General features: G+C 65.7%; 19 protein-coding genes and 1 tRNA gene. 5 read left to right on the top strand and 15 right to left on the bottom strand.

What is annotated here, in order from left to right:
• Positions 1-58: 58 nt before the first annotated feature.
• The 3 genes from ACFQU1_RS13800 to ACFQU1_RS13790 form a co-directional block, all read right to left on the bottom strand.
• A complete protein-coding gene (locus tag ACFQU1_RS13800; protein WP_378133423.1) occupies positions 59-4,129 on the bottom strand; it encodes an autotransporter domain-containing protein in 4,071 nt (1,356 codons plus the stop codon).
• A gap of 825 nt (positions 4,130-4,954) precedes the next feature.
• Entirely contained in the window at positions 4,955-8,560 is a 3,606-nt protein-coding gene (locus ACFQU1_RS13795) for an autotransporter domain-containing protein (RefSeq protein WP_378133421.1), read from the bottom strand.
• 376 nt (positions 8,561-8,936) lie between these two features.
• Positions 8,937-11,054 carry a glycosyltransferase gene (locus ACFQU1_RS13790; protein ID WP_378133419.1) on the bottom strand — a complete coding sequence of 706 codons (2,118 nt, stop codon included), beginning with the start codon at positions 11,052-11,054 and terminating at the stop codon, positions 8,937-8,939.
• A 479-nt stretch (positions 11,055-11,533) separates the two neighbouring features.
• Here ACFQU1_RS13790 and ACFQU1_RS13785 point away from each other — a divergent pair, with 479 nt between their 5' ends.
• Positions 11,534-12,469 carry a methyltransferase domain-containing protein gene (locus tag ACFQU1_RS13785; protein ID WP_378133417.1) on the top strand — a complete coding sequence of 312 codons (936 nt, stop codon included), beginning with the start codon at positions 11,534-11,536 and terminating at the stop codon, positions 12,467-12,469.
• A gap of 213 nt (positions 12,470-12,682) precedes the next feature.
• On the opposite strand, the gene ACFQU1_RS13780 is transcribed toward ACFQU1_RS13785, so the two are convergent.
• The 10 genes from ACFQU1_RS13780 to ACFQU1_RS13735 form a co-directional block, all read right to left on the bottom strand.
• A tRNA-Arg gene (locus ACFQU1_RS13780) sits at positions 12,683-12,759 on the bottom strand.
• 139 nt (positions 12,760-12,898) lie between these two features.
• Positions 12,899-14,392, bottom strand: a complete 1,494-nt coding sequence (locus ACFQU1_RS13775; RefSeq protein WP_378133415.1) for an ATP-binding protein — start codon at positions 14,390-14,392, stop codon at positions 12,899-12,901.
• 12 nt (positions 14,393-14,404) lie between these two features.
• Positions 14,405-15,856, bottom strand: coding sequence for an FAD-dependent oxidoreductase (locus tag ACFQU1_RS13770; protein ID WP_378133413.1), 1,452 nt, complete (start codon positions 15,854-15,856; stop codon positions 14,405-14,407).
• The gene (gene yihA / locus ACFQU1_RS13765) at positions 15,849-16,517 is read right to left on the bottom strand and encodes a ribosome biogenesis GTP-binding protein YihA/YsxC (RefSeq protein ID WP_378133411.1); all 669 of its coding nucleotides are present in this window, start codon (positions 16,515-16,517) and stop codon (positions 15,849-15,851) included. Before yihA ends, ACFQU1_RS13770 begins: the two co-directional genes overlap by 8 nt.
• Positions 16,518-16,586: 69 nt before the next feature.
• Positions 16,587-17,156, bottom strand: a complete 570-nt coding sequence (locus tag ACFQU1_RS13760; protein WP_378133409.1) for a cytochrome b — start codon at positions 17,154-17,156, stop codon at positions 16,587-16,589.
• The gene (locus ACFQU1_RS13755; RefSeq protein WP_378133407.1) at positions 17,153-17,719 is read right to left on the bottom strand and encodes a YceI family protein; all 567 of its coding nucleotides are present in this window, start codon (positions 17,717-17,719) and stop codon (positions 17,153-17,155) included. The genes ACFQU1_RS13760 and ACFQU1_RS13755 overlap by 4 nt, the downstream gene beginning before the upstream one ends.
• A gap of 180 nt (positions 17,720-17,899) precedes the next feature.
• Positions 17,900-19,738, bottom strand: coding sequence for a membrane protein insertase YidC (gene yidC / locus ACFQU1_RS13750; RefSeq protein ID WP_378133405.1), 1,839 nt, complete (start codon positions 19,736-19,738; stop codon positions 17,900-17,902).
• Complete coding sequence (gene rnpA, locus ACFQU1_RS13745) at positions 19,735-20,181, bottom strand: ribonuclease P protein component (RefSeq protein ID WP_378133403.1); 447 nt, start codon at positions 20,179-20,181, stop codon at positions 19,735-19,737. Before rnpA ends, yidC begins: the two co-directional genes overlap by 4 nt.
• Positions 20,182-20,200: 19 nt before the next feature.
• Positions 20,201-20,335, bottom strand: a complete 135-nt coding sequence (gene rpmH / locus ACFQU1_RS13740) for a 50S ribosomal protein L34 (RefSeq protein WP_099056420.1) — start codon at positions 20,333-20,335, stop codon at positions 20,201-20,203.
• Positions 20,336-20,544: 209 nt separating this feature from the next.
• Positions 20,545-21,570 (bottom strand): bile acid:sodium symporter family protein, encoded by a 1,026-nt coding sequence (locus ACFQU1_RS13735; protein ID WP_378133400.1) that lies wholly within the window; start codon positions 21,568-21,570, stop codon positions 20,545-20,547.
• A gap of 206 nt (positions 21,571-21,776) precedes the next feature.
• Between ACFQU1_RS13735 and map the strand changes: the two genes are divergently transcribed.
• The 3 genes from map to argB all read left to right on the top strand — a co-directional run bounded on the left by map (position 21,777) and on the right by argB (position 24,011).
• Positions 21,777-22,598, top strand: a complete 822-nt coding sequence (gene map / locus ACFQU1_RS13730) for a type I methionyl aminopeptidase (RefSeq protein ID WP_378133398.1) — start codon at positions 21,777-21,779, stop codon at positions 22,596-22,598.
• 29 nt (positions 22,599-22,627) lie between these two features.
• Positions 22,628-23,035, top strand: coding sequence for a DUF423 domain-containing protein (locus tag ACFQU1_RS13725; RefSeq protein WP_378133396.1), 408 nt, complete (start codon positions 22,628-22,630; stop codon positions 23,033-23,035).
• Between the two features lie 67 nt (positions 23,036-23,102).
• A complete protein-coding gene (argB, locus tag ACFQU1_RS13720) occupies positions 23,103-24,011 on the top strand; it encodes an acetylglutamate kinase (protein WP_378133394.1) in 909 nt (302 codons plus the stop codon).
• Between the two features lie 12 nt (positions 24,012-24,023).
• Here the strand turns inward: argB and ACFQU1_RS13715 are convergent, their stop codons facing one another.
• A complete protein-coding gene (locus ACFQU1_RS13715; protein ID WP_378133392.1) occupies positions 24,024-24,233 on the bottom strand; it encodes a hypothetical protein in 210 nt (69 codons plus the stop codon).
• Positions 24,230-24,457: a hypothetical protein gene (locus ACFQU1_RS13710; protein ID WP_378133390.1), complete on the bottom strand. Its 228-nt coding sequence runs from the start codon at positions 24,455-24,457 to the stop codon at positions 24,230-24,232. The genes ACFQU1_RS13715 and ACFQU1_RS13710 overlap by 4 nt, the downstream gene beginning before the upstream one ends.
• A 31-nt stretch (positions 24,458-24,488) precedes the next feature.
• Here ACFQU1_RS13710 and ACFQU1_RS13705 point away from each other — a divergent pair, with 31 nt between their 5' ends.
• Positions 24,489-25,268, top strand: a complete 780-nt coding sequence (locus ACFQU1_RS13705) for a pyrimidine 5'-nucleotidase (protein WP_378133388.1) — start codon at positions 24,489-24,491, stop codon at positions 25,266-25,268.
• Positions 25,269-25,272: the final 4 nt, after the last annotated feature.

Genomic DNA, 25,272 nt, shown 5'->3' with positions numbered 1-25,272 from the left:
TGGCCCAGGGTGAAGCGGGCGCACACGGCCCGCTTCCCCTTGCGCATTCTGACCGCCCTCAGAACCTGACGTTGAACACGCCCTTGAGCTGCTGGTCCTGGGCGTCCTGGGCGAATTGCGCGGAATAGGCGACGCCGAGGGTGACGTCCGTGCCGATGTCGAGATCGGCGCCGGCCTTCACGACCAGCGCATCTTCGGCGATCGGCACGCCGGCCACCGTGAAGGGGAGGCTCGCGCCGGTGAAGGCGAGCGCCGCGGTCGGGGACGTATCGCCAAAGGCATGCTGCCAGCCGAGCGTGCCGCGCAGCGTCAGCGCCGTCGTGGCGCCGAGCGCGAAGCGCTGCGCCGCGCGGACGCCGAGGCTCGTGAAGGTCACCGCCTCGCTGCCGCTGAGGCCGGTGAGCCCGGCCGCCCCGCCCTGCTCCGTGAAGGCATCCGTCTCGAGGTTGACGTAAGCCAGGCCCGCGAAGGGCTCGAGCGCCACGCCGCCGAGCGCCAGGCGATAGCCGATCTCGCCGAAGGCCTGGGTGGTATTGGCATCCTGGCTCCCTTTCAACGTCTCGCCGAAGCCGGGGAAGAGCACGGCCCGCGTCGCATCGAGATCGTGCCAGCTATAGGCTGCGCCGAGCCTGATCCCGAGCGGGCCCCACTGGCCGCCGCCGTAGAGCGCCGCATAATAGGTGTCGAGATCGGCGGAGGAGCCGGCGCTGCCGTCGATGGAGGTGCGGCTGTAGCCGCCGGCCACGCCCACCCGGAAGGCCTCGCCCACCGGCGCATCGGCGCCGAGCACGAAGCCGCCGACGGAGGTGTCGAGGCCGGCTGCATTGCCGTCGCTGCCGCGCCGCCCCCAAGCGCCAAAGCCCTCGCCCCAGAGCGCATAGGCCGGGGCGAGCACCGCCGGCACCTGCGCCTCGTCCTTGCCGAGCGGGCCCTTGATCACCGGCGCGGGCGCATAGGCGAGCGCCGGCCCGGTCGGGGCGAGCGCAGCGAGTGCCCCCACCTGCGGCGTCAATCCCTGACGCAGACGGTCGCCGACCGCCTCGCGAATATAGCGGCTGTCGTCGAGCATCACGCCCTGGGCGCTCGCATAGATCTCGCCGGACAAGGCATTGAAGGCCTGGCGGGCACCGGCCACTGTGGGCTGGCCGACCACCGCGTCATAGACGAGATTGCCCTGCCCCAGCGCCTCGACCGCGCCGGCGGTCGCGACCTCGTTGCGCGTGATGCCGACCGCCGGGAAGGGCACGGTGTTGCGAACGACGTCGAGATAGACGTCGTTCGGATCATAGCCGAGCGCCAGATCGAGGAAGGGCATGTCCTGTGTCAGGCCGGCGAAGGCGCCGCTCACCCCGCCATTGGCGGTGAGAATGGTGTAGCGCGTGCCCGGCGCATAAAGGCCGGGCGCCTTCGTCAGCGCGACCGTGCCGCCGGCAAGGCTCGCCGTGCCGGTGACGGCCAAGAGGTCGCTCTGGCCGGCCGGATTGATCTCGACCTGATAGATCGAGCCCGCCGCGAAGCTCGCATTGCCATTGACGGTGAGCGTGCCGATGGAATTGCCCGGCGCCACGATGCCGCCCGATGCCACAGCGAGCCCGCCGATCGTGCCGACGCCGCCAAGGGTGCCGTCGCTGTTCACCGTGACGGCGCTGACGAGCGAGGCGCCGGCATGGGCATCATCGCCAACCACCAGCATGCCGCCCGCCACCGTCGTCGGCCCGGTGTAGCTGTTGGTGCCCTGCACGGTTGTGAGGCTTGATAACGTGGTCAGGCTGGCGCTGCCGCTGAGGTCCGCCACTGTGCCGCCGGTCGAAGTGATCGCCCCGGCGAGCGCGCCGTTCTGGAGGGTGCCGCCGGCGAGCGACACGCTGTCGATCGCCTGCGCGAAACCGCCGAGATCAAGGGTGCCGCCAGTGTTGACCACGGTTGCGCTCGCCTGGCTGAAACTACTGGCTGCGCCGCCTTTCAGCGTGCCCGCATCGATCGTCGTGGCGCCGGTGTAGGTGTTGGTCCCGCTCAGGACCACACTGCCGGCGCCGGTCTTCGTCAAGCCGCCGGTGCTGCCGCTCGCATCGGCGAGATTGGCCTCGAGGGTGAAGCTGTCGCCGGCCTCGATCGCCGCAACGGTCACGGTGCCGTCGAGGGCCACCTGGTTCATGCCCCCTGCCGTCAGGGTCAGCGAGGTCGCGCCGCCGGGCGTGACGAGCGCGTCCGGCGCCTTGTCCGCCGCCGTGCCGCCACGGATGGTGGCGCCGTCGGCGATCTCGATCGTGCCGTCCGTGGTGATGCTGTTGGCGCCGCCCGCGACCAGCGTCGCGCCCGAACCAAGCGCGAATGTGGAACTGGCGCCGTCGAGCTCGATGCTGCCGGCTCCGACCGTGGCGGACGGGTTGGCTTGCGTCCCGTCCGGCACCTCGCCCGCACTGTAAAGATAGAGCGTGCCGCCGGACACCGTGAAGCTCGTGCTGCTGTTGGCGTCCACGGACCTGAACATGTTCGCTCCGCCGAGCTTCCACGGGCCCGCACCGGTCTGCGCGATGCTTATGGTGCCGGAACTAAAGCCGGACAGCCCCGCATCTCCCCCCATCGGATCACGCATGTCGAGCACGCCGCCGTCGCCGATATCGACGGCGAGTGTGCTCAAGTCTCCCAAACCCCAGAGATAAATGGAATTGGCCTGACCGACGGCCGTGTTGCCGGAAAATTGGCTCGTGCCGTTCGCCGAGACGTTCAGATGGAGAGTGCCGTTGACGTTAAGGATCGCACCGCCGTTCTGCCCAGCCGAGTTGCCTTGGAAGCTGCTGTTGGTGATGGTCATTGTACCATCGACGTTTAAGATCGCGCCGCCGAAGCCGTTCTGGGCCGAGTTGCCTTGGAAGCTGCTGCCGGCGATCCTCACCGTGCCGCCCTCCTCATTGTCGATCGCGCCGCCGTCGCCGTTCTGGGCCGAGTTGCCTTGGAAGCTGGTGTCGGAGATCGCCACGCTCCCGCCGCGGCTGAAAATCGCGCCTCCGTCGTCGTCGGCCGAGTTATTCTCGAAGCTGCTGCCGGCAATCGTGACCGCGCCGCCGTCGTTGAAGATTGCGCCGCCCTCTCCGGTGGTCGAGTTGCCGCTGAAGCTGCTGCCGGCGATGGTGGCCGAGCTGGAGTGGTTGTAGATCGCGCCGCCGTTGCCGTTCTGGACCGAGCTATTCTGGAAGCTGCTGTCGGCGATCGTCACCGTCCCGAACTGATTGTTGATTGCGCCGCCGTTGCCGTTCTGGGCCGAGCTATTCTGGAAGCTGCTGCCGGCGATCGTGACCGCGCCGCCGTCGTTGAAGATTGCGCCGCCATCGTGGTTCTGGGCCGAGCTATTCTGGAAGCTGCTGTCGGCGATCGTCACTGTGCCGGAGTTGTAGATCGCGCCGCCTCGGATGGCCGAGTTGCCGCTGAAGCTGCTGTCGGCGATTGCCACCGTGCCGTCGTTGTCGATCGCGCCGCCTTGGGCGGCCGAGTTGCCTTGGAAGTTGGCGTCCGTGATCGTCACCGCGCCGGTGGAGCCGTTGAAGATCGCGCCGCCGATCTGGCCCGCCGAATTACCCTGGAAGCTGCTGTCGGCGATATTCACCGTGCCCTGGTCGTTGGAGATCGCGCCGCCGAAGCCGTTGGCAAAATTCCCAGAGAAGACGACCGAGGACGTTGCGCCCCCGTCATCTGCGGCGTCAGACCCGATGTATAACGCCCCGCCAGTGTCGACGTAGACGGCGCCGCCGTTGTCCGCCGACGGTGGGACGGTATAGGTCAACGAGGCGCCGGGGTTCGCGCCCGGCGTCGCAAAGATGACCGCCGCCTGTCCGGGCGATATCGTTAGATGGCCCGAAGCCGTGGCGTTGGTGTCGATCTGGTTCTTGAAAGCCGGCGACAGGCCCGCGAGGGCATTTCGATAGGCGTCAAGGGCGTTGCCGATGTTCCCATTGTTCTGAATCGCGGTTGTGAGATCACCGGCCGCTGTCGCGACAGCGGAAACGTTGTTGGCGTCCGTTGTTGCGATCGTGGTCTGGGCCTGCGCCGGTCCAGGCGCCATGGCCACGGCCGCGGCGGTGAGAACCGGGACCAGCGCACAGCCGAGCCGGAAGGCGCGGGGTCCAGCCATCCGGCCATGCCATGGCCGGCGTGCCGCTCGTCCATGGGAGCCATGGCCCGAAGAACCGCGCGCCGGCGTTCCTCCCGCTGTGCTCGCCCGCACAAGGGCGATGCTCGTAAAACAGGTGGACGACAGCAGACCCCCGAGCCACGATGCGCGCTTCGACATCCTCGTCCCCCTCGACCGGCCGGCCGGTGGTGGTGTTGCCGGCCGCGCAACGCGCGTCGCACTCGACGCACATCTTGCATACTCTAATAAGAAGAATTCCTGGTGCGGTGCGCCCACGCGATCGATAGATTCTCTGGAGTTGTTGCAACCAGAGCACGAACTGTGCAGGCGGGCTCTGTGACTTGCCTTTGCCCTCACCGCCACCGAGATGCCGTTGCCCACGCGGATCACGGAACCGGGTCGAAGCAAAGGAACAAGTGTGTCGGCCGCCGTCGCAGGGACGCGCTGCCGGCGTGCGCCGGATCGATGATGGTCAGGCGGCGTTCTTCGCGGTATCCGATCGCCGCAGGCTCGCTTCCCACCCATGCAGTCTGCGGGTCGAAATGGGCTGGGATTGTCGCTCATCCCCGCTCTCGCCTGGTTGGAGGCCAGGCGACAATCGGAGGGCTGGGGCCTTAGAGCAGTTCATGCGCGAGGCGGCTTTTCAGTTGTGAACGCATCCGGCCGGATGCCCCGCTCCACATCCCGCCAGGGCACGACCGCCTCGACCGGAAAGCCCTGTCGGGCGCGGGGGTGAATAGGCGCCGGCGCTTCCGGCGACGCTTTTCGGACGGTCACGCGGCTTTGTCAGTGGTTCCGCGTCAGGGGGGCCCTACGTGAGGCCCCTCAGAACCTCACGTTGAGCACGCCCTTGAGCTGCTGGTCCTGGGCGTCCTGGGCGAACTGGGCGGAATAGGCGACGCCGAGGGTGACGTCCGTGCCGATGTCGAGATCGGCGCCGGCCTTCACGACGAGCGCATCCGCGGCGACCGGCAGGCCGGCCACGGTGAAGGGCAGGCTGCCGCCGGAAAAGAGGAAGGACGCGGTCGGCGTGGTGTCGCCGAAGGCGTGCTGCCAGCCGAGCGTGCCGCGCAGCGTCAGCGCCGTCGTGGCGCCGAGCGCGAAGCGCTGCGCCGCGCGGACGCCGAGGCTCGTGAAGGTCACGGCCTCGCTGCCGCTGAAGCCGGTGAGCCCGGCCGCGCCGCCCGCTTCCGTGAAGGCATCCGTCTCGAGGTTCACGTAAGCCAGGCCCGCGAAGGGCTCGAGCGCGACGCCGCCGAGTGCTAGGCGATAGCCGATCTCGCCGAAGGCCTGGGTGGTATTGGCATCCTGGCTCCCTTTCAGCGTCTCGCCGAAGCCGGGGAAGACGACGGCGCGCGTCGCATCGAGATCGTGCCAGCTATAGGCTGCGCCGAGCCGCACCCCGAGCGGGCCCCACTGGCCGCCGCCGTAGAGCGCCGCATAATAGGTGTCGAGATCGGCCGAGGAGCCCGCGTTGCCGTCGATGGAGGTGCGGCTGTAGCCGCCGGCGACGCCCACCCGGAAGGCCTCGCCCACCGGCGCATCGGCGCCGAGCACGAAGCCGCCGACGGAGGTGTCGAGGCCGGATGCATTGCCGTCGCTGCCGCGCCGTCCCCAGGCGCCAAAGCCCTCGCCCCAGAGCGCATAGGCCGGGGCGAGCACCGCCGGCACCTGCGCCTCGTCCTTGCCGAGCGGGCCCTTGATCACCGGTGCGGGCGCATAGGCGAGCGCCGGCCCGGCCGGGGCGAGCGCCGCGAGCGGGCCCGCCTCCGGGGTGAGCCCCTGGCGCAGGCGGTCGCCGACCGCCTCGCGGATATAGCGGCTGTCGTCGAGCATCACGCCCTGGGCGCTCGCATAGATCTCGCCGGACAAGGCGTTGAAGGCCTGGCGGGCCGAGCCTGCGTCCAGCATCAGCAGGCTGTTGTAGAGCGCCAGCGTCCCGCCGACCTGAGGCAGCGTGTTCAACGCCAGCGCCGTGGAGAATTGGTTGCCCGTCTGCGCCACGGTCTGGAACACGGCCGGCGGCGGGGTCGGCGTCGGCGCCGGACCTGGCCCAGGATCGCTGCCCTTGACCGCGATTACGAGGTCGACCTGGTTGGGCAGGTGCTCGACGGCGAGGTCGAGGAAGGCCGAGCGCGAGACGGCGCCTGCGACCGTGCCGTTGACCCCGCCGGCGGCGGTGATGATCGTGTAGCGCTGGCCGTTGATGTAGCTCGTCTGCGGGTCGAGCGCGGTGACCCCGACCTGGCTGCCGGTGACCGTGGCCGAACCCGTAGTCGCAATCCGATCAGAAGCGCCGCCACCGGCGATTTCGACCTCATAGGTCGAGCCCGGCGCGAGCACGAGATTGCCGTTGACCGTCAGCGTGCCGATTGAGTTTCCGGGTGCGATCGTCGCCCCGGACTGGATCGTGGTGGCGCCGACTGTGCCGGAGCCGCCGAGAGTCGCGCCGCTCAGCACCGTGACGGCCGAGTTGGCCAGCGAGCCATTGACCGAAAGCCTGCCAGCCTCGACAGTGGTCGCGCCGCTGAGCGTGCCACCGCCGGTCAGGTTCAGACTGCCGGCGCCCCGCTTGGTGAACGAGCCGGTCTCGTTGATAGCGTTGCCGAAGGTCGCGTCCGTCGGCTGGTCGATGACGAGAGCGCCAAAATTGCCGATCCCGCCACTGCCGAAACTCGTCGCGGAGCCGATCAGCGTGCCCTGGCTGATCAATGTGCCGCCGCTATAGGTGTTGGTCCCGGTCAGGGTCGTGGTGCCCGTGCCGATCTGAAGCAGCACGCCGGTGCCGGAGATCGTGCCGCCGAAGGTCACGGCATCCGAGCGGTTGAACCCCAATATGTCATTATTGACGACATTGCCCGTGATCGAGCCCGTTGTGCCGCCGTCGCCGAGCAGCAAGGTGCCGCTGGAGATCAGGGTGCCGCCGCTATAGCTGTTGACGCCCGTCAGGACGAGCCATCCGGCGCCCAGCTTCTGAACACCGCCCGAACCGGAGATGGTGCCGGCGAAGGCGATATTGTCAGAGCGGTTGAAGGCGAGCGTGCTATTGTTGACGACGTCGCCGGTGATCGAGCCCGTGATGCCGCCATCCCCGATCTGCAGGACGCCGCCGGAGATGGTCGTGCCTCCGGTATAGGTGCTGTCCCCGGTGAGGGTGAGAGTGCCGCCGCCCCGCTTGGTCAGGTCGCCGGAACCAGAGACGGCGCCCGCGAAGGTGAGGTCGTCCGAGCGGTTGAAGGAAAGGGTGCCGTCATTCGCAACGTCGCCGACGATTGAGCCCGAGGTACCGCCGGCGCCGATCTGGAGCATGCTCCCAGCTGCCAGCACCGTTCCGCCGGTATAGGTATTGGCGCCGCTCAGGATCTGGGTGCCGCTGCTCACCGTCAGACCACCGGTACCCTGGATCGTTCCGGCGAAGAAATCGTTGGCGTTCGTGACTGTGAGGTTCTTGGCGCCGAGCTCGACAGTCCCGCTGCCCGCGAGGTGCTGAACGCTCGTGCCGGCTGCCGTGATGCCGGAGATATCAAAAACACCGCCAACCAGCACGCGGCCAGAGGTAGCGAGGGAGCCCGCACCCGTGAGCGCCAGCGTGCCGGACTGGACCACCGTTTCGCCGGTATAGGTCTGAGCCGTGTTGAAGGTGACGGTGCCCGCGCCGACTTTCGTCACGCCGCCGACGCCGCTGAACGGGCTAGCCACTGTCACTGCAAAGCCGTTGCTGTCGAGCGTCAGCCCGCCCGCGGCGATATTGAGCTGCGTGCCGGTGAAGCCCGACGCGACCCATGTCGCATTGTCGCCCAAAGCTCGCAGCGTGCCGTTGTCGACATTGACCTGCCAGTTGCCCGCAAAACCGCGCGTGAGGGTCGTCGTCTCCAGCGTGCCGCCGCTGTTGATGTTCACCGTGCCAGCACCTGAGTTCGCCACACGCACGCCACCACGGGCCGTGACCAGCCCGCCGTTCTCGATGTTAAGGGTCCCGGTGCCTGCGTTCCCGACAAAAAGGTTGCCCGCGGTCGATGTAGAATCGAAATGCGATCCGGCTCCGGTAACGGTGACGGTTCCGCTCTGGCTGTATGTACCTATTTGAACGGTACCGGTGGTCGTGAGCACGCTTCCGCTCTGGATCGTAAGTGTCCCAGCGCCACCGACCCTGCTGACATAAAGGCCTGCGGTTGAGCCAGTGGCGGCGCCGTTGACACCCAGGACTGTCGGATTGGGCGATGTCGCCTCGATGCTTGTGAAGTCGAGATTGGTGGGCACGACGCCGGTGGACCAGTTGGTTGGATCGGTCCAGTCGGTGCTGGTCGTGCCGGTCCAGGAGGTCTGCGCCGCGGCCGGCAGGGACAGCGACAGGGCGAGCGCGGCGCCGCTGACGCCTGCGAGAAGCCTGCCCTGCGTTCGAGGCCTAACCTTCGAAACGCCGCCGTTCACGCCCGCATCCATCTCAGCCCCACGCAAAGACATAGCCATCCCAGAGTTGCAATCATGGGGAGATTCGTCTGCCGCTGCCAATGACAAAAAAGCAACAGTAACAACAGTTCGTTACGATAAGCGCACCGGCATAAACACGCCTTTCCCGCCGACGTTTGTAAGTCACTGCTGCGGCAGCGCTGGCAACGGGATGCGTCCCGGCGAACCCACACCAATGTCCGGTTGCCGGCAAGTGCCTGACTTCCGCTCTCCACCCTCCCGCGACCTTCCGAGCGTCTGCAGACGGGTAGGGCGGCGGCGGCCGTTGATCACAGGCCCCATGAACTTGCCCCCCAGCCGAACGCTCGCTGATCAAGAGAGTCCGGATCCGTGCGCCTTACGTCGGCACTTGCCTTGAGAGCGCCGTCTCGAGCAGACTTTGCAGGGCCTTTAGCGTCGCCGTCGGTGAATGGGCTTGGCGATAGGCTTCGAAACCGCCACCGAGCGGCGCTCCGCTTATATGAAGCTCGACGGCTTGGCCGATGAGCGCGGCGAGCGCCTTGGGCCTTTCCGTTTCGAGCGTCAAACCGAGCCCATGGCGAGCCACTTTCCCGCCGATGAAGCTATCGCGCGTGGCGATGACACGCTTCCCCTGCCAGACGTAGTCTGAAAGCACACCGCCAGCAATACCGCGTTGCGGCTCTTGAAGCAGCAAGCCAAAGTCGATCGCAGAAATTGCGTCTGCATATTCGGCGCTCGTCAGCACCGAATGTTCGCCCGTGCTCTTAATCTGTCTTAGATCGACGCGCGCGTGTATTTTCCGCTTGGCGAATCCTGCACTGATCACCTCGGGATCGAACCCGATCGCCTTACCGGCCATCCAAAAGAACACGGACTGCCGAACCGTGCTGGACAGATGGTCGAGCGCTGACAGCAGGAGCTTGAGGCCCCGCCCGTTCTGCGCCTCGCCGACCATCCCGAACACTGTATGGTCCGGCCCTGCGCCGATGGAGGCGCGCGCGCGTTCACCGTGCCCCGGCAGTATATGGCGGAAGGTCGAGGGATGGTGCGGAAGTGCCGCGACATTCGTCAACTGATGGTCCGAGGTCAGTCGTGTGGCGACTTCTTCGGACAAGGCAATCACTCGCGTCAAACATCCGGCGACCTTCGCCAAACTCTGGTGCTCTTCAGCCGTCTGCGGCGGCCGATGCTGGATGGCAAAGGTCGGAATTCCCCAGCGGCCGATCGCCTCTGCAAGCGCCTCACCACCGGCCGGGTTGAACGAGAACGGGTCGAGGCTGATGAGGAAGACCGCACGGGCCCGAGGTGGCAGCGAGGCCTCGATATAGGACAGCGCGGCGCGGGGATCACCGCCCCAGGCGCGCCCGGGCAGTTCTATAGAAGCGACGTGTGGAAGATCGCCGTAGAGGTCGAGGAGATGGCTGTTGCAATCGGCAAACTCCGCAAAGACGATTTGCGTGTTTGCCGGGAAAGCTGCCGCCGGCCGATAGGTATCCTTCTTCGCCGCAGCCTCTTCCTCTGCATCGATGGTGACCTTCGAGAACAAGGCTTCCAAGCGCTTGTCCGGCATCGATCCGGCGGAGAGAAGAAGAGCGATCAAATGCTGAATGACATCCAGTTGGTCGCTGAATTCTTCGCCATCCCTGGGCGCCAGAAGAGCCTCCAAGGCTTTTCCTATACCAAGCGACCGCGCCGCCTGCTGAAGCGCGCTCCTCGACCAATCGGGCCAAGGTAGGCCTCCATGCTGCAGGTTTTCCGATACAGCCTGCCATGCCATTCGGGAGCGGAACCAGTTTCGCGTGAGGCGCTCCGGGCGCATCCGATGGAGAACGCGCGCTTCCGCCGCATAAGAGATGACGTGCCCTGCTGCACGGAGGCGATCCTGTAGGGCCACCTCTTCGCCCGAAAGAAGCGACATGCCGCCGTTTCGGCCCAATTGTTCGTCAAAAGCTCCACATGCAATCGCCAGGTCGCGCCGGACGGCCAGATTCGCGCCGTAGCCATATTCGTGCGCGAGGAGGGGCCGGTCCTCAGGACCGAGGTCGAGCACCGTCAACGCACCCTCTTGTCTCGGCGGCAACCAGTCCGGACGTTCGTTCGGCCATTTGGCTTCGATCGGTCCCGCGACGGCCGCCGCATCCGGATGCCTTACGAAGGTGGCCGCCAGCGCCTCCAGCCAACCGCGGCAAGGTGTCGCGTCATCATCCAGGAAAGCGACAACCGGAGCCTTCGCCTTTTCCAAGGCGAGGTTCCGCGCACGCGACAAGCCGGGCGGCGAGGAGTCGTACCAGTGAGCGTTGGCGGGAAAGTTCTGGACCGCACGAAACGCATCACGCGCAGCATGATCGGAGCTGTTGTCGACGATCAGCACCTCGAAGGCAATCGCCGGGAGAGTTTGGCGTGCAAGTGCCTCAAGCGCATTACGCAGATCGTCGAACCGATTATGCGTGCAAATCGCCACCGAGATGGCCGGAACGATTGTCGCGCCTGACACCTGGCCCCTCAATCTTGAAAATTGTTGCGTTGTCTCAGATGCTTTCTGCTCTTAATAGGATGCATACCAGCATGCAACGGCTAGTCGCTCCGCAGAGGCGTAGCAGAGTCGCATGAGCAAGATCCCGATGTAGGCACGCAGAAACACGTTGGAGTTCGTATCGTTGCGAAATGTGGCATAGAACGAATGTCGAGAAAACCTCACCACTTGCATCAAGGCGAGCGTTGCCGGATTGGAACACGGCTGCTCTGACCGAGAAGACCTCCGGGTTTCGTAGGTGCGTCCCGAGGCTCGTTATGGTCGATGGCGTCGGGCTACTGGAGAATTGCTCACCTTTGGCACAACAGGTCGGCTTCATGCGCGGATCGCGTATCCGAAAAGACGCTGGTCTCTCGACCCATCTGCGAACCTTCACCGCCGGAGTAAGTGATCTGCCTTTCGACCAACTTTAGCCCATTCGTTTCGTTCAAGAGGCAGCCATGCTGCAGCAGACAATGCCGGCGCCGCGCAGAACTCACCAGCGCGCCCTCCCGACAGGCCACTTTGAAGGCTCGTCGCGCTCGGCATCAATTGTGGTCACGCTCATCTTAAGGCTGTTTCCACATGTGGCTTCAGTGGTCGACCTCGGCTGCGGGACCGGTGTCTGGTTACGCCAGTTCAAGGTTGCGGGCGTGTCGCGTGTATTGGGATTGGATGGCGGCTCCGCCGATGACGGCGCGATGCTGCTGGAGCGGAATGAGTTTCGCAGCACCGATCTCGCTACGTCTTTCGGTGTCACAGAGCGCTTCGACCTTGCGACCTCCTTCGAGATGGCGCAGCACCTGCCACCTTCGGCAGCAGACAGCCTCGTCGCCAATCTCTGCCAGTTGTCCGACGTGATCGTGTTCAGTGCCGCCATTCCCGGACAAAGCGGCACCGCGGATGCCAACCAGCGTTGGCCCTCATACTGGGCCGCGCTATTCGATGCGCATGGATATGCGGTGTTCGACGTCCTGCGGCCGCAGGTCTGGTATGATCAGCGCATCGCGTGGTGGTACGCGCAGAACACGTTGGTATTCGTTCGGCGCGATCGCCAGGACCTGATGGAGCATTTACGTGCCGTATCGGCGGAGCAAGGTGGCGGTCCAGCGCTCGACCTCGTCCATCCCCGTTGTTTCGAGGCTTGTAGACGGTCGTTGGAAGAGCACCAATACAAGGATGTAGCTTCGCCCAAGCTTGCGGCCTTAGAGCAACGGGCAACCGACGCAGAATACCGCCTCGATTCGATTCTCTATAGCGCTTCTTGGCGTATCACCGGCCCTGCGCGCCGAATAGGCGCACGGTTTCCCAGGCTGTGCCGCTGGCTGAAGGCTGGCCTCGCCCCTGCCTGGCGGTCTCTCCGTTTCGCCACCCGAGCCCTCTCTCGCAGCAAATGAGGCCGTTGCCAGCGATAATCCTACTGAGTGTGGCCGCACGTGCTGGTGCCGCATTGCAGCGGCGGCCCTGGCCGACAGAGCAAGACTGCCGACCCGCCTCGGCCACCGACGAGATCCAGTGGCATCTAAAGTTGGAAATAATTCTGCAGCGAAGCTGCGGATCGGTCGTCGAGCAACAGCAACCGGTCTAAGCACTCCGGCAGAAGTGCTGATTGGCGCGCCGGGAAAGATTCGAACTCTCGACCCCCAGATTCGTAGTCTGGTGCTCTATCCAGCTGAGCTACCGGCGCGCATCGCAAACCGATGAAGGAAGGCTCCATCCAACGGGCGAGGTGGCTGAATTAGATCCTCGAAGGCCGCTTGGCAAGCCCCTTCTTCCGCTTATCCGCGAATTCCGTCGGGTTAATGCGGAACGGAGCTGGTCGTGGCTCACGCGGCGCGGTCGGGAATGGATATGCGGAAATGCGCCCCGTCGGGGGCCTCCTCAAGCGTGATCTCGCCGCCGTGGAGATGGGCGAGTTCAGCCGCGATCGCGAGGCCGAGCCCCGAACCGCCCGGCCGCGTCGTGCCCTGGAAGGCCTCGAACAGCTTGCCCCGCGCCTGTTCGGTCACGCCCGGCCCGTTGTCGATGACATCGATGACAACGCCCGGACGTCGTCCTGCGGCATCCTGCCCACCGTTCTGGCGCACCGCCCGTACCCTCAATTGCCCCTGCCCGCCCGGACGCTCGGGCGCGTGCGCCAAGGCCTGAATGGCGTTGCGGCAGAGGTTAAGCAGTATCCGCGACAGATGCTCCGGATCGGCATCGACCATGAGATCGGGGGCAATCTCGATGTCGAAGGTGACGGCGTCGTCCTCTGCGATGAGGAGATCGCGCATTTCCTCCACGAGCGGCGCAAGCAGGAAGCGCCGGCGCTCCGGGACCGGCTCGGCTGCGCCACCATAGGCGAGGGTCGCCTGGCAGAAGTCGATCGCGCGGCCAAGCGTCGCAACCAGACGCGGCGCGAAGCGCGCGATGCTCGGATCGGCAAGTTGCGCAAGTCTGTCCGAGAGGAGCTGGGCCGCAGCCAGCATGTTGCGCAGGTCGTGGTTGATCTTGCTGACCGCAAGCCCCAGTGCGGCGAGATGCTTCTTCTGCCGAAGCACGTCGGCGAGGCCATGCTCCATTTCCGCCAGCGCCCGCTCGGCCACGCCGATCTCGTCGTTGCGCCCGGACGGCACGATGATGCGGCTTGCATCCTCGGGATCGGAGGCGAAGGCGGCCACATTGGCGGAGAACCGCCGGACCGGGCGGACGATGAGCAGCTGCAGCGCAAGATAGACGAGACCCGCGGTGATGGTCGAGATGAGCAGCGAAACGAGCAAGATGCGCTTGGAGAAGGAAATCATCGCGGCACGCAGCGGCCGCTGGTCGATGATCATCTCGACGAAGGCGGCCGAGCCCATGCCGGCGCCCACCACCCGCACCGGTTGATTGTCGACCACGAGCAGGGTGCGGAAGGCATCGCCGATCAAAGTCGCCCAGGTCGGATCGCGCAGATCGATCGTCTCGGCCACTTCGGCCGGTGTGTCGGCCAGCGCGAGCAGATGCCGTGCGCCGCCAACCTTCACGGCGATCGCCTGCGCGCCGACGCCGGCGAGCAGCTTTTCCTCGAGCTTGCGGTTGATGCCGCCCTCGGGCGCCGCCTCCAGCACGAGGCCTGCAACCTGGGCTGTCGCCAGGCGGTCGCTGAGCCAAGCCATGCGGAAGCTCGCGATCGAGGGCACATAGATCATGATTTCGGCGAACATGCCGAACAGCACCGTGAGAACAAGCAGCCGCGCCGATAGCCCGAACAGCACCCGCCGGCCGGAGGCCGGCGTAGCGGCGCCCCCGCCGTCAGCGTTCGGGGGGCGCGGCGGCTGAGGTCGATAGGCCTCCATGCCCCGCCTCCCCTACCCGAAGAGGCGCAGGATGCCCGCGAGCCCCTGCCGCCAGCGGCTGCGGGTCTCAGCCGCAAAGAAACTCAACGCGGCATCGCGTGAAGCCGCCGAATAGACCGAGGACGGCATCTCGAGGCCAGCCAACTGGACGATGTTCAGGCCCTGGTTGATAGCGAGAGCCCAGGGCAGGATGAGATCGCCCGCGCAAGGACCGGCGATGGCACAGCCGAGGATGCGCCCGCCCCGGCTGACGACGGCCTTGATCTCGCCCGCCGCAACGCGATCGGCCTCGGCGCGCTCGTTCTGGGCGAAGGGCGCGCGCAGGATGCGGATCTTGCGCATTCTGGCCCGTGCTTCGGCTTCGCTAAGACCGACGGCGGCGATCTCCGGATCGGTCATCGTCAGCCGCGGAATGGCCGCCGGTTGCGGCGCTCGCGCGCCCAAAAGCACTCGGCGAACGATCCGGCGGGCTTCGTCCTTGGCGAGATGGGCGGCGAAATGACTGTCGGCGTCGCGACCAGCGCTCGCGCCGAGCGCGTAAACGCGGCGGTTGCTCGTCTTGGAGCCACGGGCGGTCACGATGCCGGTCTCGTTCGCCGTAATGCCGCCGGCGGCGAGATCGAGCCCCTCAAGGATCTGCCGGCGCCCTACGGCGACGCAGACATGCGTCGCCTCGATCGTTTGAACGGCGTCCGTCTTGGTCGCATTCTCGCCCGCCTCGATTTCGATGCGGATCACATTGCCCGCCGCCGTCACCCGGCGGATCGTCGTATGCTCGTGGATGACGACGCCCTCGCGCTTGAGGCCAGCCACCGCGAAGGCGGCAATCTCGGGGTCCTCGCGCCGCAAGGCGGGGCCACGGTCGATGAGGACGACCTCGGCACCGAGCCGGCGCTGGGCCTGCGCGAGCGTCATGCCGGTGCGGCCGGCGCCTATGATCACCAGCCGCTCGGGGTTATGGATGGTGTCGAGGATCGTGTCGTCGGTGAGCACCTCGATATCGGCGAGGCCCGGAATATCCGGAATGACCGGCTCGGAGCCTGTAGCGATGAGGAAACGCCGAGCAGCGATCGTCGTGCCGCCGACGACAAGGCTGCGTGGATCGATAAAACGTGGCTCGTCGTTGATCACCTGGACGCCGAGAGCGGCGAGCCGATAAGGCGATTCTTCGGCTGCAATCCCCGCCACGACCCGCTGGACATGGGCGTGAACCCGCGGCTGGTTGATGCGCCCCTTGCCGGCGCCGATGCCGAGGAAAGTGGTGTCGCGGACAGCCCGCACATGGGCCCCGGCAGCGCTCAAGGCCGCGGCGGCGGCCGAGCCGGCGCTCCGCCAGGGGCCATCCAGGCGCTCCGTAGCGATGAGCACGACTGGCGCACCGCCGAGCGCCGCCGTCGCGGCCGCGGTGAAGCCACCCGGCCCGGCGCCGACCACACAGAGGTCGGGGCGCAGGACGTCACCCATGGCCGGCCCGTTCTGCGATGAGATCGGCGATCGCCTGGCGGAGCTCCGGAATGCCCGCGCCGGTTCGGCTCGATGTGGGAATGACCACTGGGAAGGCCGCCGGACGCTTGGCGATCGCCGCCTCGGTTGCGGCGACGCATTGAGCGAGTTCGGCAGCGGTCGGCTCGTCCACCTTGGTCAGGACGATCTGATAGGACACCGCGGCGCTGTCGAGCATGTCGAGCACGTCTGTGTCGTTGCTCTTGATGCCGTGCCGGGAATCGATAAGCACATAGACGCGGCCGAGGCTAACGCGGCCGCGCAGGTAGCTGTAGATGAGCCGCGTCCAGGCGGCGACCTTCTCCTTGCCGGCAGCGGCATAGCCGTAACCCGGCATGTCGACCAGGGTGAAAGCCGGACCGGCGCCGATCTCGAAAAAGTTCAACTGCTGCGTGCGTCCAGGGGTATGCGACGTGCGCGCCAGCGTCTTGCGACCGGTGAGCGCGTTGACCAAGCTCGATTTGCCGACATTGGACCGCCCGGCAAAGGCGATCTCAAGCCCGCCGATGGGCGGCAGGCCCTCCTGCGAAGCCGCCGCCCAAATGAATTCAGCAGGACCGGCAAAGAGCTTGCGGCCCGCCTCGAGGAGCTCGGATGCCTGGCTGGTGGTTGCGATGGTCATGCGCTTCTTATCGAGCTTCAGCCAAAAATCCGCAAGCGCCACCGCTGGCTATGTCAGAAGCCCATTATGTCAGAAGCCCATGCGGCTGAGAATGTCGTCCTTGTCCAGGATATGGTGCTTCAAGGCCGCGGCGACATGCAGCACGAGCAGAGCAACGAGGCCATAGGCGATGACCTCGTGGAGGAGGCGGAGCTTTTCAAAGAGCGCGGGATCGGGCTGAACGAGATCCGGCAATGTGAAGGCGTTGAAGGGACGCGTGGGCAACCTCAGCGGCGAGGCCGATGCCATAATCCAGCCGGACAAGGGCAATGCCGCCATCATCAGATAGAACAGCACATGCGCGGCGCGGGCGAGCCGTCGCTCGATCGCGGCCATGGTCGGCGGTGCCGGTGGAGCGATCGTCCGCCAGCGCCACAGAAGGCGCCAGGCCAACAGTGGCAGAACGAGAAGGCCGTAGGACTTGTGCGACTGGTAAAGGGCAAAGGTCGTGCCCAGGTCGAAACGACCGCGCGTCATCACCAGCCCGACCACCACGAGCCCGATGATGAGCACCGCCATGCCCCAGTGCAGCAAACGTCCGGCAGGGCTCCAGCGCATCATCTTGCCCCGACGGGGGCCTGCCTGATCGAGCGCGGTCACTGCGGCAAGGCCTCTGTTGAGACCGTGATGGTCACATTATCGGAGATGAGCGGCTGGCCGGAAATCATGCCGAACTGCGAGCGTCGGATCGTGCCTTGGGCCCGAAAACCGATCGCACCGCGCCGGCCGGCAGTGCGATCGACTACGACCGTGAACAGGGCGGGACGCGTCACGCCGAGCATGGTGAGATCGCCGGCGACCCGGACCGTCTGCTCGTCGAGCTTCTCGACCGCGACCGAGGAGAAGCTGATGTTGGGGTACTGCCCCACATTCAGGAAGGCGGAGCTGCGGATGTAGTCGTCGAGGCCGGGCGACTTCGTGTCGAGCGAAGCGGCAGACACCTCGAACGTGACGCGGCTGCGCTGCGGCCGATCGAAATCGACCAGGAGGCGGCCCATAAACTGGCGAAATTCTCCCCGGGTCTGGGGAAACCCGATGGCATCAATAACAAAAGCAATGCGGGTGCGGGCGGGATCGATCCGGAACGTCGCCTGCGCAAGCGCAGGGGTTACGGTGGTCAGAGCTGCCACCAGAACAGCCAAGGTTCTCAGCATGGGGCGCATCGCGCGGGTACCCCGTTTTAGAAACGGTGCCCTGCGTGCGAACTATAAGCTTATCCGCAACGGCAGATAGACTGCCGCATGGGTGGTGGAATCAAAGCTTGGTGATGCTGGCCGGCGCCCGCGCTGGACAAGGACGTCCAGCGCACCATGGCTGCTGCGGCCGAATGGCGCGGCCCACCGTCAGGCCTTCGCCTTCCCCAGGAGCATCGACCGCAGATTGCTCCAGAGCTCAATCTTCACGCCGTTGCGGCGCATGATCCAGCCTTGCTGGAGCACAGACAGAAGGTTGTTCCACGACCAGTAGATCACGAGCCCGGCCGGGAAGGACGCCAGCATGAAGGTGAAGATCACCGGCATCCAGGAAAACATCATCTGCTGCACGGGATCGGGCGGCGTCGGATTCATTTTCATCTGGACGAACATCGTGACGCCCATAATGAGCGGCCACACGCCGAGCATCAGGAAATGGCCAAACACCGGCACCGTGGAGGGATCCCAGGGGATGAGCCCGAAGAGGTTGAAGACCGTCGTCGGATCCGGCGCCGAAAGATCCTGGATCCATCCGAAGAACGGTGCATGCCGCATCTCGATGGTGATGTTCAGCACCTTGTAGAGGGAGAAGAACACCGGGATCTGAATGAGCAGCGGCCAGCAGCCGGCGATCGGATTGATCTTTTCCTTCTTGTAGAGCTCCATCAAGGCTTGCTGCTGCTTCACCTTGTCGTCGGCATAGCGCTCGCGGATCGCCACCATCTCCGGCTGCACGGCCTTCATCTTGGCCATGGACGCATAGGAACGATTGGCGAGCGGGAAGAAGACCAGCTTGACGAAAACCGTGACCGTGAGGATCGCGAGGCCGAAATTGCCGAGCAGCTTGTAGAAGAAGTCGAGCAGCTTAAACATCGGCTGGGTGATGAAGTAGAACCACCCCCAGTCGATCATGCGGTCGAAGAGCTTGATGCCGAGCTTCGCCTCATAGCCCTGGATAGCCGCCACTTCCTTGGCACCGGCGAAGAGGTGCAGCGTCGAGGAAGCGGACGCGCCGGGCTGGATCGCCTCAGCACCGGTCAGGACGTCGGCCTGAAAGCTCGGCTGATCGCCGACCTGCCGTTCGGAAAAGCGTCCCTCATAGGGCTGCGCCTGGTCCGGAATGACGGCGGTCGCCCAATATTTGTCGGTGATGCCGACGAAGCCACCGATCGCGCCCTTGAACTCGAGCCCGGTGCCGCCGCCCGGCAGGGCCGGCTCCTTGGCAAGCTGGGCATAGCCGACTTCCTGCAGGCCCTGGTCGCCGAGCACGCCGACGAGGCCCTCATGCAGGATATGGGAGTTTTCCGTATGCGGCATGCCGTGCCGCGAAATGAGCCCGTAAGGATAGAGCGTGACCGGCGCCGAGGCCTTGTTCTCGACGTCGTCCTTGACGGTGAACATGGCGTTGTCGTCGACCGAGATCGTCCGCCGGAAGATGAGCCCCTGCCCGTTGTCGAAGGTGAGCGTGACGGGGGTCTGCGGCGTCAGCCGCGCATTGTCGGCCGTCCAAAGCGTCTGCGAATCGGGCAGCTTCGGACCGCCCTGCCCGCCGGGCACCCAGCCGAACTCCGCATAATAGGGATGCGGGCTGCCGGAGGGCGAAAGGAGCACGATATTGGGGCTGCGAGGGTTGACCGTCTCGTGATAGGCCTTGAGCGAAACGTCGTCGATGCGCCCGCCGCGCAGGGCGATGGAGCCGGCGATCTTGGGCGTGTCGATGATGACGCGGGGGCTGGCCGCCAGCGCCTGCTCGCGGCTCATCGGTGTGGCCGGTTGAGCGGGCTGGCCCGGGACATTGGTGCCGCCCGGTGCAGGCTGACCGGGAGCCGTCTGCGGCGCACCTTGCGGCTGGGGAGTAGCCTGCTGGGACTGAGAAGCACTCTGCCGCTGCTGCTGAACCTGCGGCATGCCGAAGAAGTAGTTCCAGCCGACCAGGACGGCGACCGACAGAGCGATCGCGAGAATGAGGTTTTTGTTGTCGCCGGTCATGAAGGATCCGTTGCGGTTGCGGGCTTCCTGGCGGAACCCTGGCCAAGCCGCTTCCGCGATGTCGCACATGTGGCCATAGCGCGCCTGAGATCAACCGCAAGTGCGTCGAAAGGCGCCGACAGAACGTCGCGCCTGGCAACGACCACGATGTCGATAGCCACCGGCGGCCATTCCGGGCGCAGCTGGCGCAGAGCCTCGCGCAGCCGCCGTCTGATGCGGTTGCGCTCCACAGCCCCTCCGGTCTTCTTGGTCACCGTGAGGCCGAAACGCGGCCCAACAGGCCCTGAGAGCCCGTCGCCGCTTGGACGATCGATGCACTGAACGCTCATGCGCTCCGTATGGAAACGGCGGCCGCGGCTCGCCGCCTGAAATTCGGAGCGTTTCTTGAGGCGTGGCAGCGTGGCAGTACGTCGCCCGGGCCCCGCCGCAGGGACGTCGCACATGCCGGTCCAGTCCTTGATGTCAGGCCGACAGGCGCTTGCGACCCCGTGCGCGACGTGCAGCGATCACCTTGCGTCCGCCCTTGGTCGCAATGCGCGCGCGAAAGCCGTGGCGACGCTTGCGCACGAGCTTGCTCGGTTGATAGGTCCTCTTCACCGCCCGATCTCCGGTTCCGCATGGGCGCAGCCGGCTCTCGGCCTCGCACCCGAACGTCGTTCCGGCCATGCCGGCGACGACCCTGATGATGTTTGCTGTCGGCTGCCGCCGAGGCGACAAGGCCGTCCAAGACGGCAAGCGGCGCCCGTTGCGAGCGCCGCCAATCCGAGAGCGGCTTATGGCGGATCGCCTGGCGAAAGTCAACGGCGTCAGGCGGCTGCCGCCTTCGCCGCGGCTGCCTTGGCGGAGCCGTCGCCGGGGGTGTCGTCGCCTGGTGCCTTGCGCGCCGCATAGCGCTGCGCAAGCCAAGCACAGACCATCAATTGCACCTGATGATAGAGCATCAGCGGCAGCACGATTGCGCCCACCGCCTGCGCCGGAAAGATGATATTCGCCATGGGAATGCCGCTCACCAAGCTCTTCTTCGAGCCGCAAAAGACGATGGTGATCTCGTCTTCGCGCGAGAAGCCGAGCAGGCGGCTGCCATAGGTCGTGACGAGGAGAACGGTCGCGAGCAGCACGAGGTCGACCACGACCATGGTGGCAATGGTGGTGAAATCGAGCGTCTGCCAGAGCCCGGCCACGACCGCCTTGCTGAAGGCGCCATAGACGACGAGCAGAATCGAGCCGCGGTCGGTGAAGCTGAGCACGCGATTGTGCCGGCGCACGAAAGCACCGATGAAGGGCTGCAGCACCTGCCCCGCGACGAAAGGCACGAGGAGCTGCAGCACGATCGCACCGACGGCATCGGCCGAGAAGCCGCCGCCGCCCTTGGCGTGCAGCAGCAAGCCGACGAGGGCCGGCGTGAGAAACATGCCGATGATATTGGACGCCGAGGCCGAGCAGATCGCTGCCGGGACATTGCCGCGCGCGATCGAGGTGAAGGCGATCGACGACTGCACGGTCGACGGCAGGGTGCACAGGAAGAGAATGCCGGCATAGAGCGTCGGCGTGAGCAGGTTCGGCGACAACGGCGCGAGCGCCAGGCCGATCACCGGAAACAGTACGAAGGTCGTCGCCAGGATGACGATATGCAGCCGCCAGTGCCCGATGCCGGCGATCACCGCGTCGCGCGACAGCCGGGCGCCATGCAGGAAGAAGAGCAGCGCAATCGCCGCGTCGGTCACATATTCCAGATAATCGACGACCTCACCGCGCGCCGGCAGGAAGGACGCGATCACGACGACTGTGACAAGCGCGATGATGAAATTGTCGGGACGGAAACGGAAGCGCACGGCTGACCCCGCTCAAATGGCAACAAGGCACATAAAGCGGCTCGGCACTCCTTGTGAAGCCCTAATGCTGCATAGTCGCCTTGCTGATCAGCAGGTGCTGCGACGATCGGCGGCAACGCATTGGTTGACGGGAACGGCGCGCCCGCTATTCAGGGGCGGGCATCTTCGGCGACATCTTGGGCGCCAGGCCGGCAAGAGGACATGACGTGACGCTTCGCTACTCCGCCCAGGTCGATGTGACCGGGCGCCCTGTTCCGCTGCACGACGAGGAGGCCTTCGCGGGCATGCGCCGCGCCGGCCGGCTCGCGGCCGAGACGCTCGACTTCATCGCATCGGCGGTGCGGCCGGGGGTTTCGACGGCGGAGCTCGACAGGCTCTGCGAAGATTTCATGCGCGCCGCCGGCGCGACCCCTGCCACCATCGGCTACAAGGGCTATCGGCACGCCACCTGCATCTCGGTCAACCATGTGGTGACCCACGGCATTCCTTCCGAGAAGCTCCTCGCCGAAGGTGACATCCTGAACATCGACGTCACACCCATTCTCGACGGCTGGTACGGCGATTCGAGCCGCATGTATCTCGTCGGCGAGGTTTCCGTGAAGGCGCAACGCCTGGTCCACACCACCTACGACGCCATGATGGCGGGCATCGCCCAGGTGCGCCCCGGAAACACACTCGGCGACGTCGGCCATACGATCGAGCACGTGGCGCTGCGCGAACGCTTCTCCATCGTCGAGGACTTCTGCGGCCATGGCCTGGGGCAGGTCTTCCACGACGCACCGCAGGTGCTCCATTATGGAGAGCCGGGCACGGGCGTGGTGCTCGAGCCGGGCATGATCTTCACCATCGAACCCATGCTGAATGCCGGCAAGGCGGGCGTGAAGATTCTCGCCGACGGCTGGACGGCCGTCACACGCGACCGCTCGCTCTCGGCGCAGTTCGAACATACCGTCGGCGTCACCGAGGACGGCGTCGAAATTTTCACGCAGTCGCCGAAGGGCTATACCGAGCCGCCCTACGGGGCCTAGCCCATCCCGACGGAACAGCCGAGACCCGCATGCCGAACGAAACCTCCCTGGAGCCCCGTGCCGCGGTCGCCTTCATCGATCGGCTGCTCTTCTTTCTCGGCGCGATTGCCGGGCTCTGCGGCGTCGTGGGCGCCGCGGCCGCTGCCCATGTGACGGGTCCCGGCTCGCTCGATGTGGCGGCGAATTTCCTTCTGTTTCACGGGCCGTTGCTCATTGGGGTGGCACTTGCCGATCACATGGGTTTCGGGCGCGCCTCGGCCTTGCGCCTGGCCGGTGTCCTGATTGCCATCGGGCTCGTCGGCTTCAGCGGCGATCTCGCGGTGCGGGCCCTTGCCGGCATCTCGCCGCTCCCCATGGCGGCGCCGACCGGCGGCACGCTTCTCATGATCGGCTGGCTCTTCCTGGCGATCGCGGCGCTCGTGCCGCGGCGCGCGTAAGGGGCGACAAAACCGCCGACGTTCGCTAGAAAAGCGCAGTCATTCTCCGCCGAGGCTTTCGCGCGACATGTCCACGACTTCCTCCAAATCCGATCTGCCCGACGTGCACACCCGCGCCGAGGTGCTGGTGCAGGCCCTGCCGCACATGCAGCGCTACGACCAGGAGATCGTGGTCGTGAAATACGGCGGCCACGCCATGGGCGATCCGGCGGCAGCCGAGGATTTCGCCGAGGACATCGTGCTGCTCGAGCAATCGGGCGTGAAGCCGATCGTCGTGCATGGCGGCGGGCCGCAGATCGGCCAGATGCTGGAACGGCTCGGCGTCAAGTCGGAATTCGCCGCGGGTCTCAGGATCACCGACAAGGCGACCGTCGAGATCGTCGAGATGGTGCTCGCCGGCTCCATCAACAAGCAGATCGTCGGCACCATCTCCGCCGAAGGCGGCAAGGCGATCGGCCTGTGCGGCAAGGACGGCAATATGGTGATCGCGCGCAAGGTGACGCGCACGGTCGTCGATCCCGGCTCGAATATCGAGAAGGTTGTGGATCTCGGCTTCGTCGGCGAGCCGGAGCGCGTCGATCGCACCGTTCTCGATGCGGTGCTCGGCCAGGAGATCATCCCCGTGCTCGCGCCGGTCGCCGTGGGCACGGACGGGGCCACCTACAACGTCAATGCCGACACCTTCGCCGGCGCCATCGCCGGCGCCATGCGCGCCAAGCGCCTGCTGCTGCTCACGGACGTTCCCGGTGTGCTCGACAAGGACAAGAAGCTCCTGCCCGAGCTCTCAATCGAGGAATGCCGGCGCCTCATCGCCGACGGCACGATCACCGGCGGGATGATCCCGAAGGTCGAGACCTGCATCTATGCGCTCGAGCAGGGGGTCGAGGGCGTTGTCATTCTCGACGGCAAGGTGTCGCATGCCGTTCTCCTCGAACTCTACACGGACCATGGCGCGGGCACGCTGATCCGCCGCTGAGCGGCGGGCGCCTCAGGGCCGGTACAAGATTCGATAGAACGGCTTGACGAGCCGCCCCGACGGGTCGAAGCGCGCCGGCTCGAGAATGATCGAGACGATCCGCATGGCATCGATGCGCTTGGCCGACAGGGTGGCATTCAGCCCTTCGATCGTGGCTTCGGCTTCAGCCTCCGCCAGCCGCGATATGCGCGTCAGGCCGTTCTCTTGATCAACTTGGGTCATATCCATTCCTCGACAATGAACCAAACAACATAGCGGGCATGGAATAACGCCGAGCCGCTCCGGTTCCCGGCTATGCAGGAACAGCCACGCTTTCTGCGCATCGCGGGCGTTTTTCGCCGCGACAAGGTTTTGAGTTCCTTAAAAATACCCGTTCCGGCTGAGCTATTGGCCGTTTGGTTACGCCCTTCCCTCTTGCCGAAGCTTGGCGGATCGCCCAGATTCAACTGTTCCTCCTGGTGGGGGAACGGAGCCATCATGAACGAGACTTTTCTGCCGAAGCCCACGGACGGCATGGCTCTCCCGGAGCAGCCGCCGCCCGAGGCCGGGCTGGAGGCTTTGCCCAAGGGCCTGCCCAAGCCCTCCCTCGCGCATGTCGATACCTGGATCTTCGATCTCGACAACACACTCTACCCGCATGACGCCAAGCTCTGGCCGCAGGTCGACCAGCGCATCACCTTGTTTCTGGCCGAGCTCTGCGGGCTGGACGGGATCTCGGCGCGCGCGCTGCAGAAATATTACTACCATCGCTACGGCACGACCCTGCGCGGGCTGATGGAGGAATACGGCATCGATCCGCACGACTTCCTCGAATTCGCCCATGCCATCGATTATTCCGAGCTTCTGCCCGATCCCGACCTGGGCTCTGCCATTGCCGATCTTCCCGGGCGCAAGCTCATCCTGACGAACGGCTCACGCGGGCATGCGGAGGCGGTTGCGCTGAAGCTCGGTATTCTCGACCATTTCGAGGCGGTCTTCGACATCGTTGCCTCGGGCTTCGTGCCGAAGCCCGAGCAGAGCACCTATGAGCGCTTTCTGGACCAGCACAAGGTCGATCCGGCGACCGCCATCATGTTCGAGGATCTGGCGAAGAACCTTGTCGTGCCGCATGCGCTCGGCATGGCGACGGTGCTCGTGCTGCCGAAGACGGCCGATCCCTTCCGCGAAGCCCACGAGCAGGCGCCGATCGTCGCCCCTCACATCGACTTCATGACCGACGATCTGACTGGTTTCCTGCGCCGTTTCGTGCCGGGCTGACGGG

Origin of the sequence: Chelatococcus sp. GCM10030263 (genome assembly GCF_042666455.1) — a bacterium.
Classification (GTDB): Bacteria; Pseudomonadota; Alphaproteobacteria; order Rhizobiales; family Beijerinckiaceae; genus Chelatococcus.
The sequence above is the reverse complement of the archived record's forward strand: the minus strand, read 5'-3'. Positions and strand labels throughout refer to the sequence as shown.

What these genes read in the sequence shown, in the direction of transcription:
- ACFQU1_RS13715 (WP_378133392.1), bottom strand. Translation starts at nt 24,233, where the DNA reads ATGACCCAAGTTGATCAAGAGAACGGCCTGACGCGCATATCGCGGCTG.
- ACFQU1_RS13755 (WP_378133407.1), bottom strand. Translation starts at nt 17,719, where the DNA reads ATGCGCCCCATGCTGAGAACCTTGGCTGTTCTGGTGGCAGCTCTGACC.
- ACFQU1_RS13785 (WP_378133417.1), top strand. Translation starts at nt 11,534, where the DNA reads ATGCTGCAGCAGACAATGCCGGCGCCGCGCAGAACTCACCAGCGCGCC.
- yidC (WP_378133405.1), bottom strand. Translation starts at nt 19,738, where the DNA reads ATGACCGGCGACAACAAAAACCTCATTCTCGCGATCGCTCTGTCGGTC.
- yihA (WP_378133411.1), bottom strand. Translation starts at nt 16,517, where the DNA reads ATGACCATCGCAACCACCAGCCAGGCATCCGAGCTCCTCGAGGCGGGC.
- ACFQU1_RS13725 (WP_378133396.1), top strand. Translation starts at nt 22,628, where the DNA reads ATGCCGAACGAAACCTCCCTGGAGCCCCGTGCCGCGGTCGCCTTCATC.
- ACFQU1_RS13775 (WP_378133415.1), bottom strand. Translation starts at nt 14,392, where the DNA reads ATGGAGGCCTATCGACCTCAGCCGCCGCGCCCCCCGAACGCTGACGGC.
- rnpA (WP_378133403.1), bottom strand. Translation starts at nt 20,181, where the DNA reads ATGTGCGACGTCCCTGCGGCGGGGCCCGGGCGACGTACTGCCACGCTG.
- argB (WP_378133394.1), top strand. Translation starts at nt 23,103, where the DNA reads ATGTCCACGACTTCCTCCAAATCCGATCTGCCCGACGTGCACACCCGC.
- ACFQU1_RS13770 (WP_378133413.1), bottom strand. Translation starts at nt 15,856, where the DNA reads ATGGGTGACGTCCTGCGCCCCGACCTCTGTGTGGTCGGCGCCGGGCCG.
- ACFQU1_RS13800 (WP_378133423.1), bottom strand. Translation starts at nt 4,129, where the DNA reads ATGGCTGGACCCCGCGCCTTCCGGCTCGGCTGTGCGCTGGTCCCGGTT.
- ACFQU1_RS13705 (WP_378133388.1), top strand. Translation starts at nt 24,489, where the DNA reads ATGAACGAGACTTTTCTGCCGAAGCCCACGGACGGCATGGCTCTCCCG.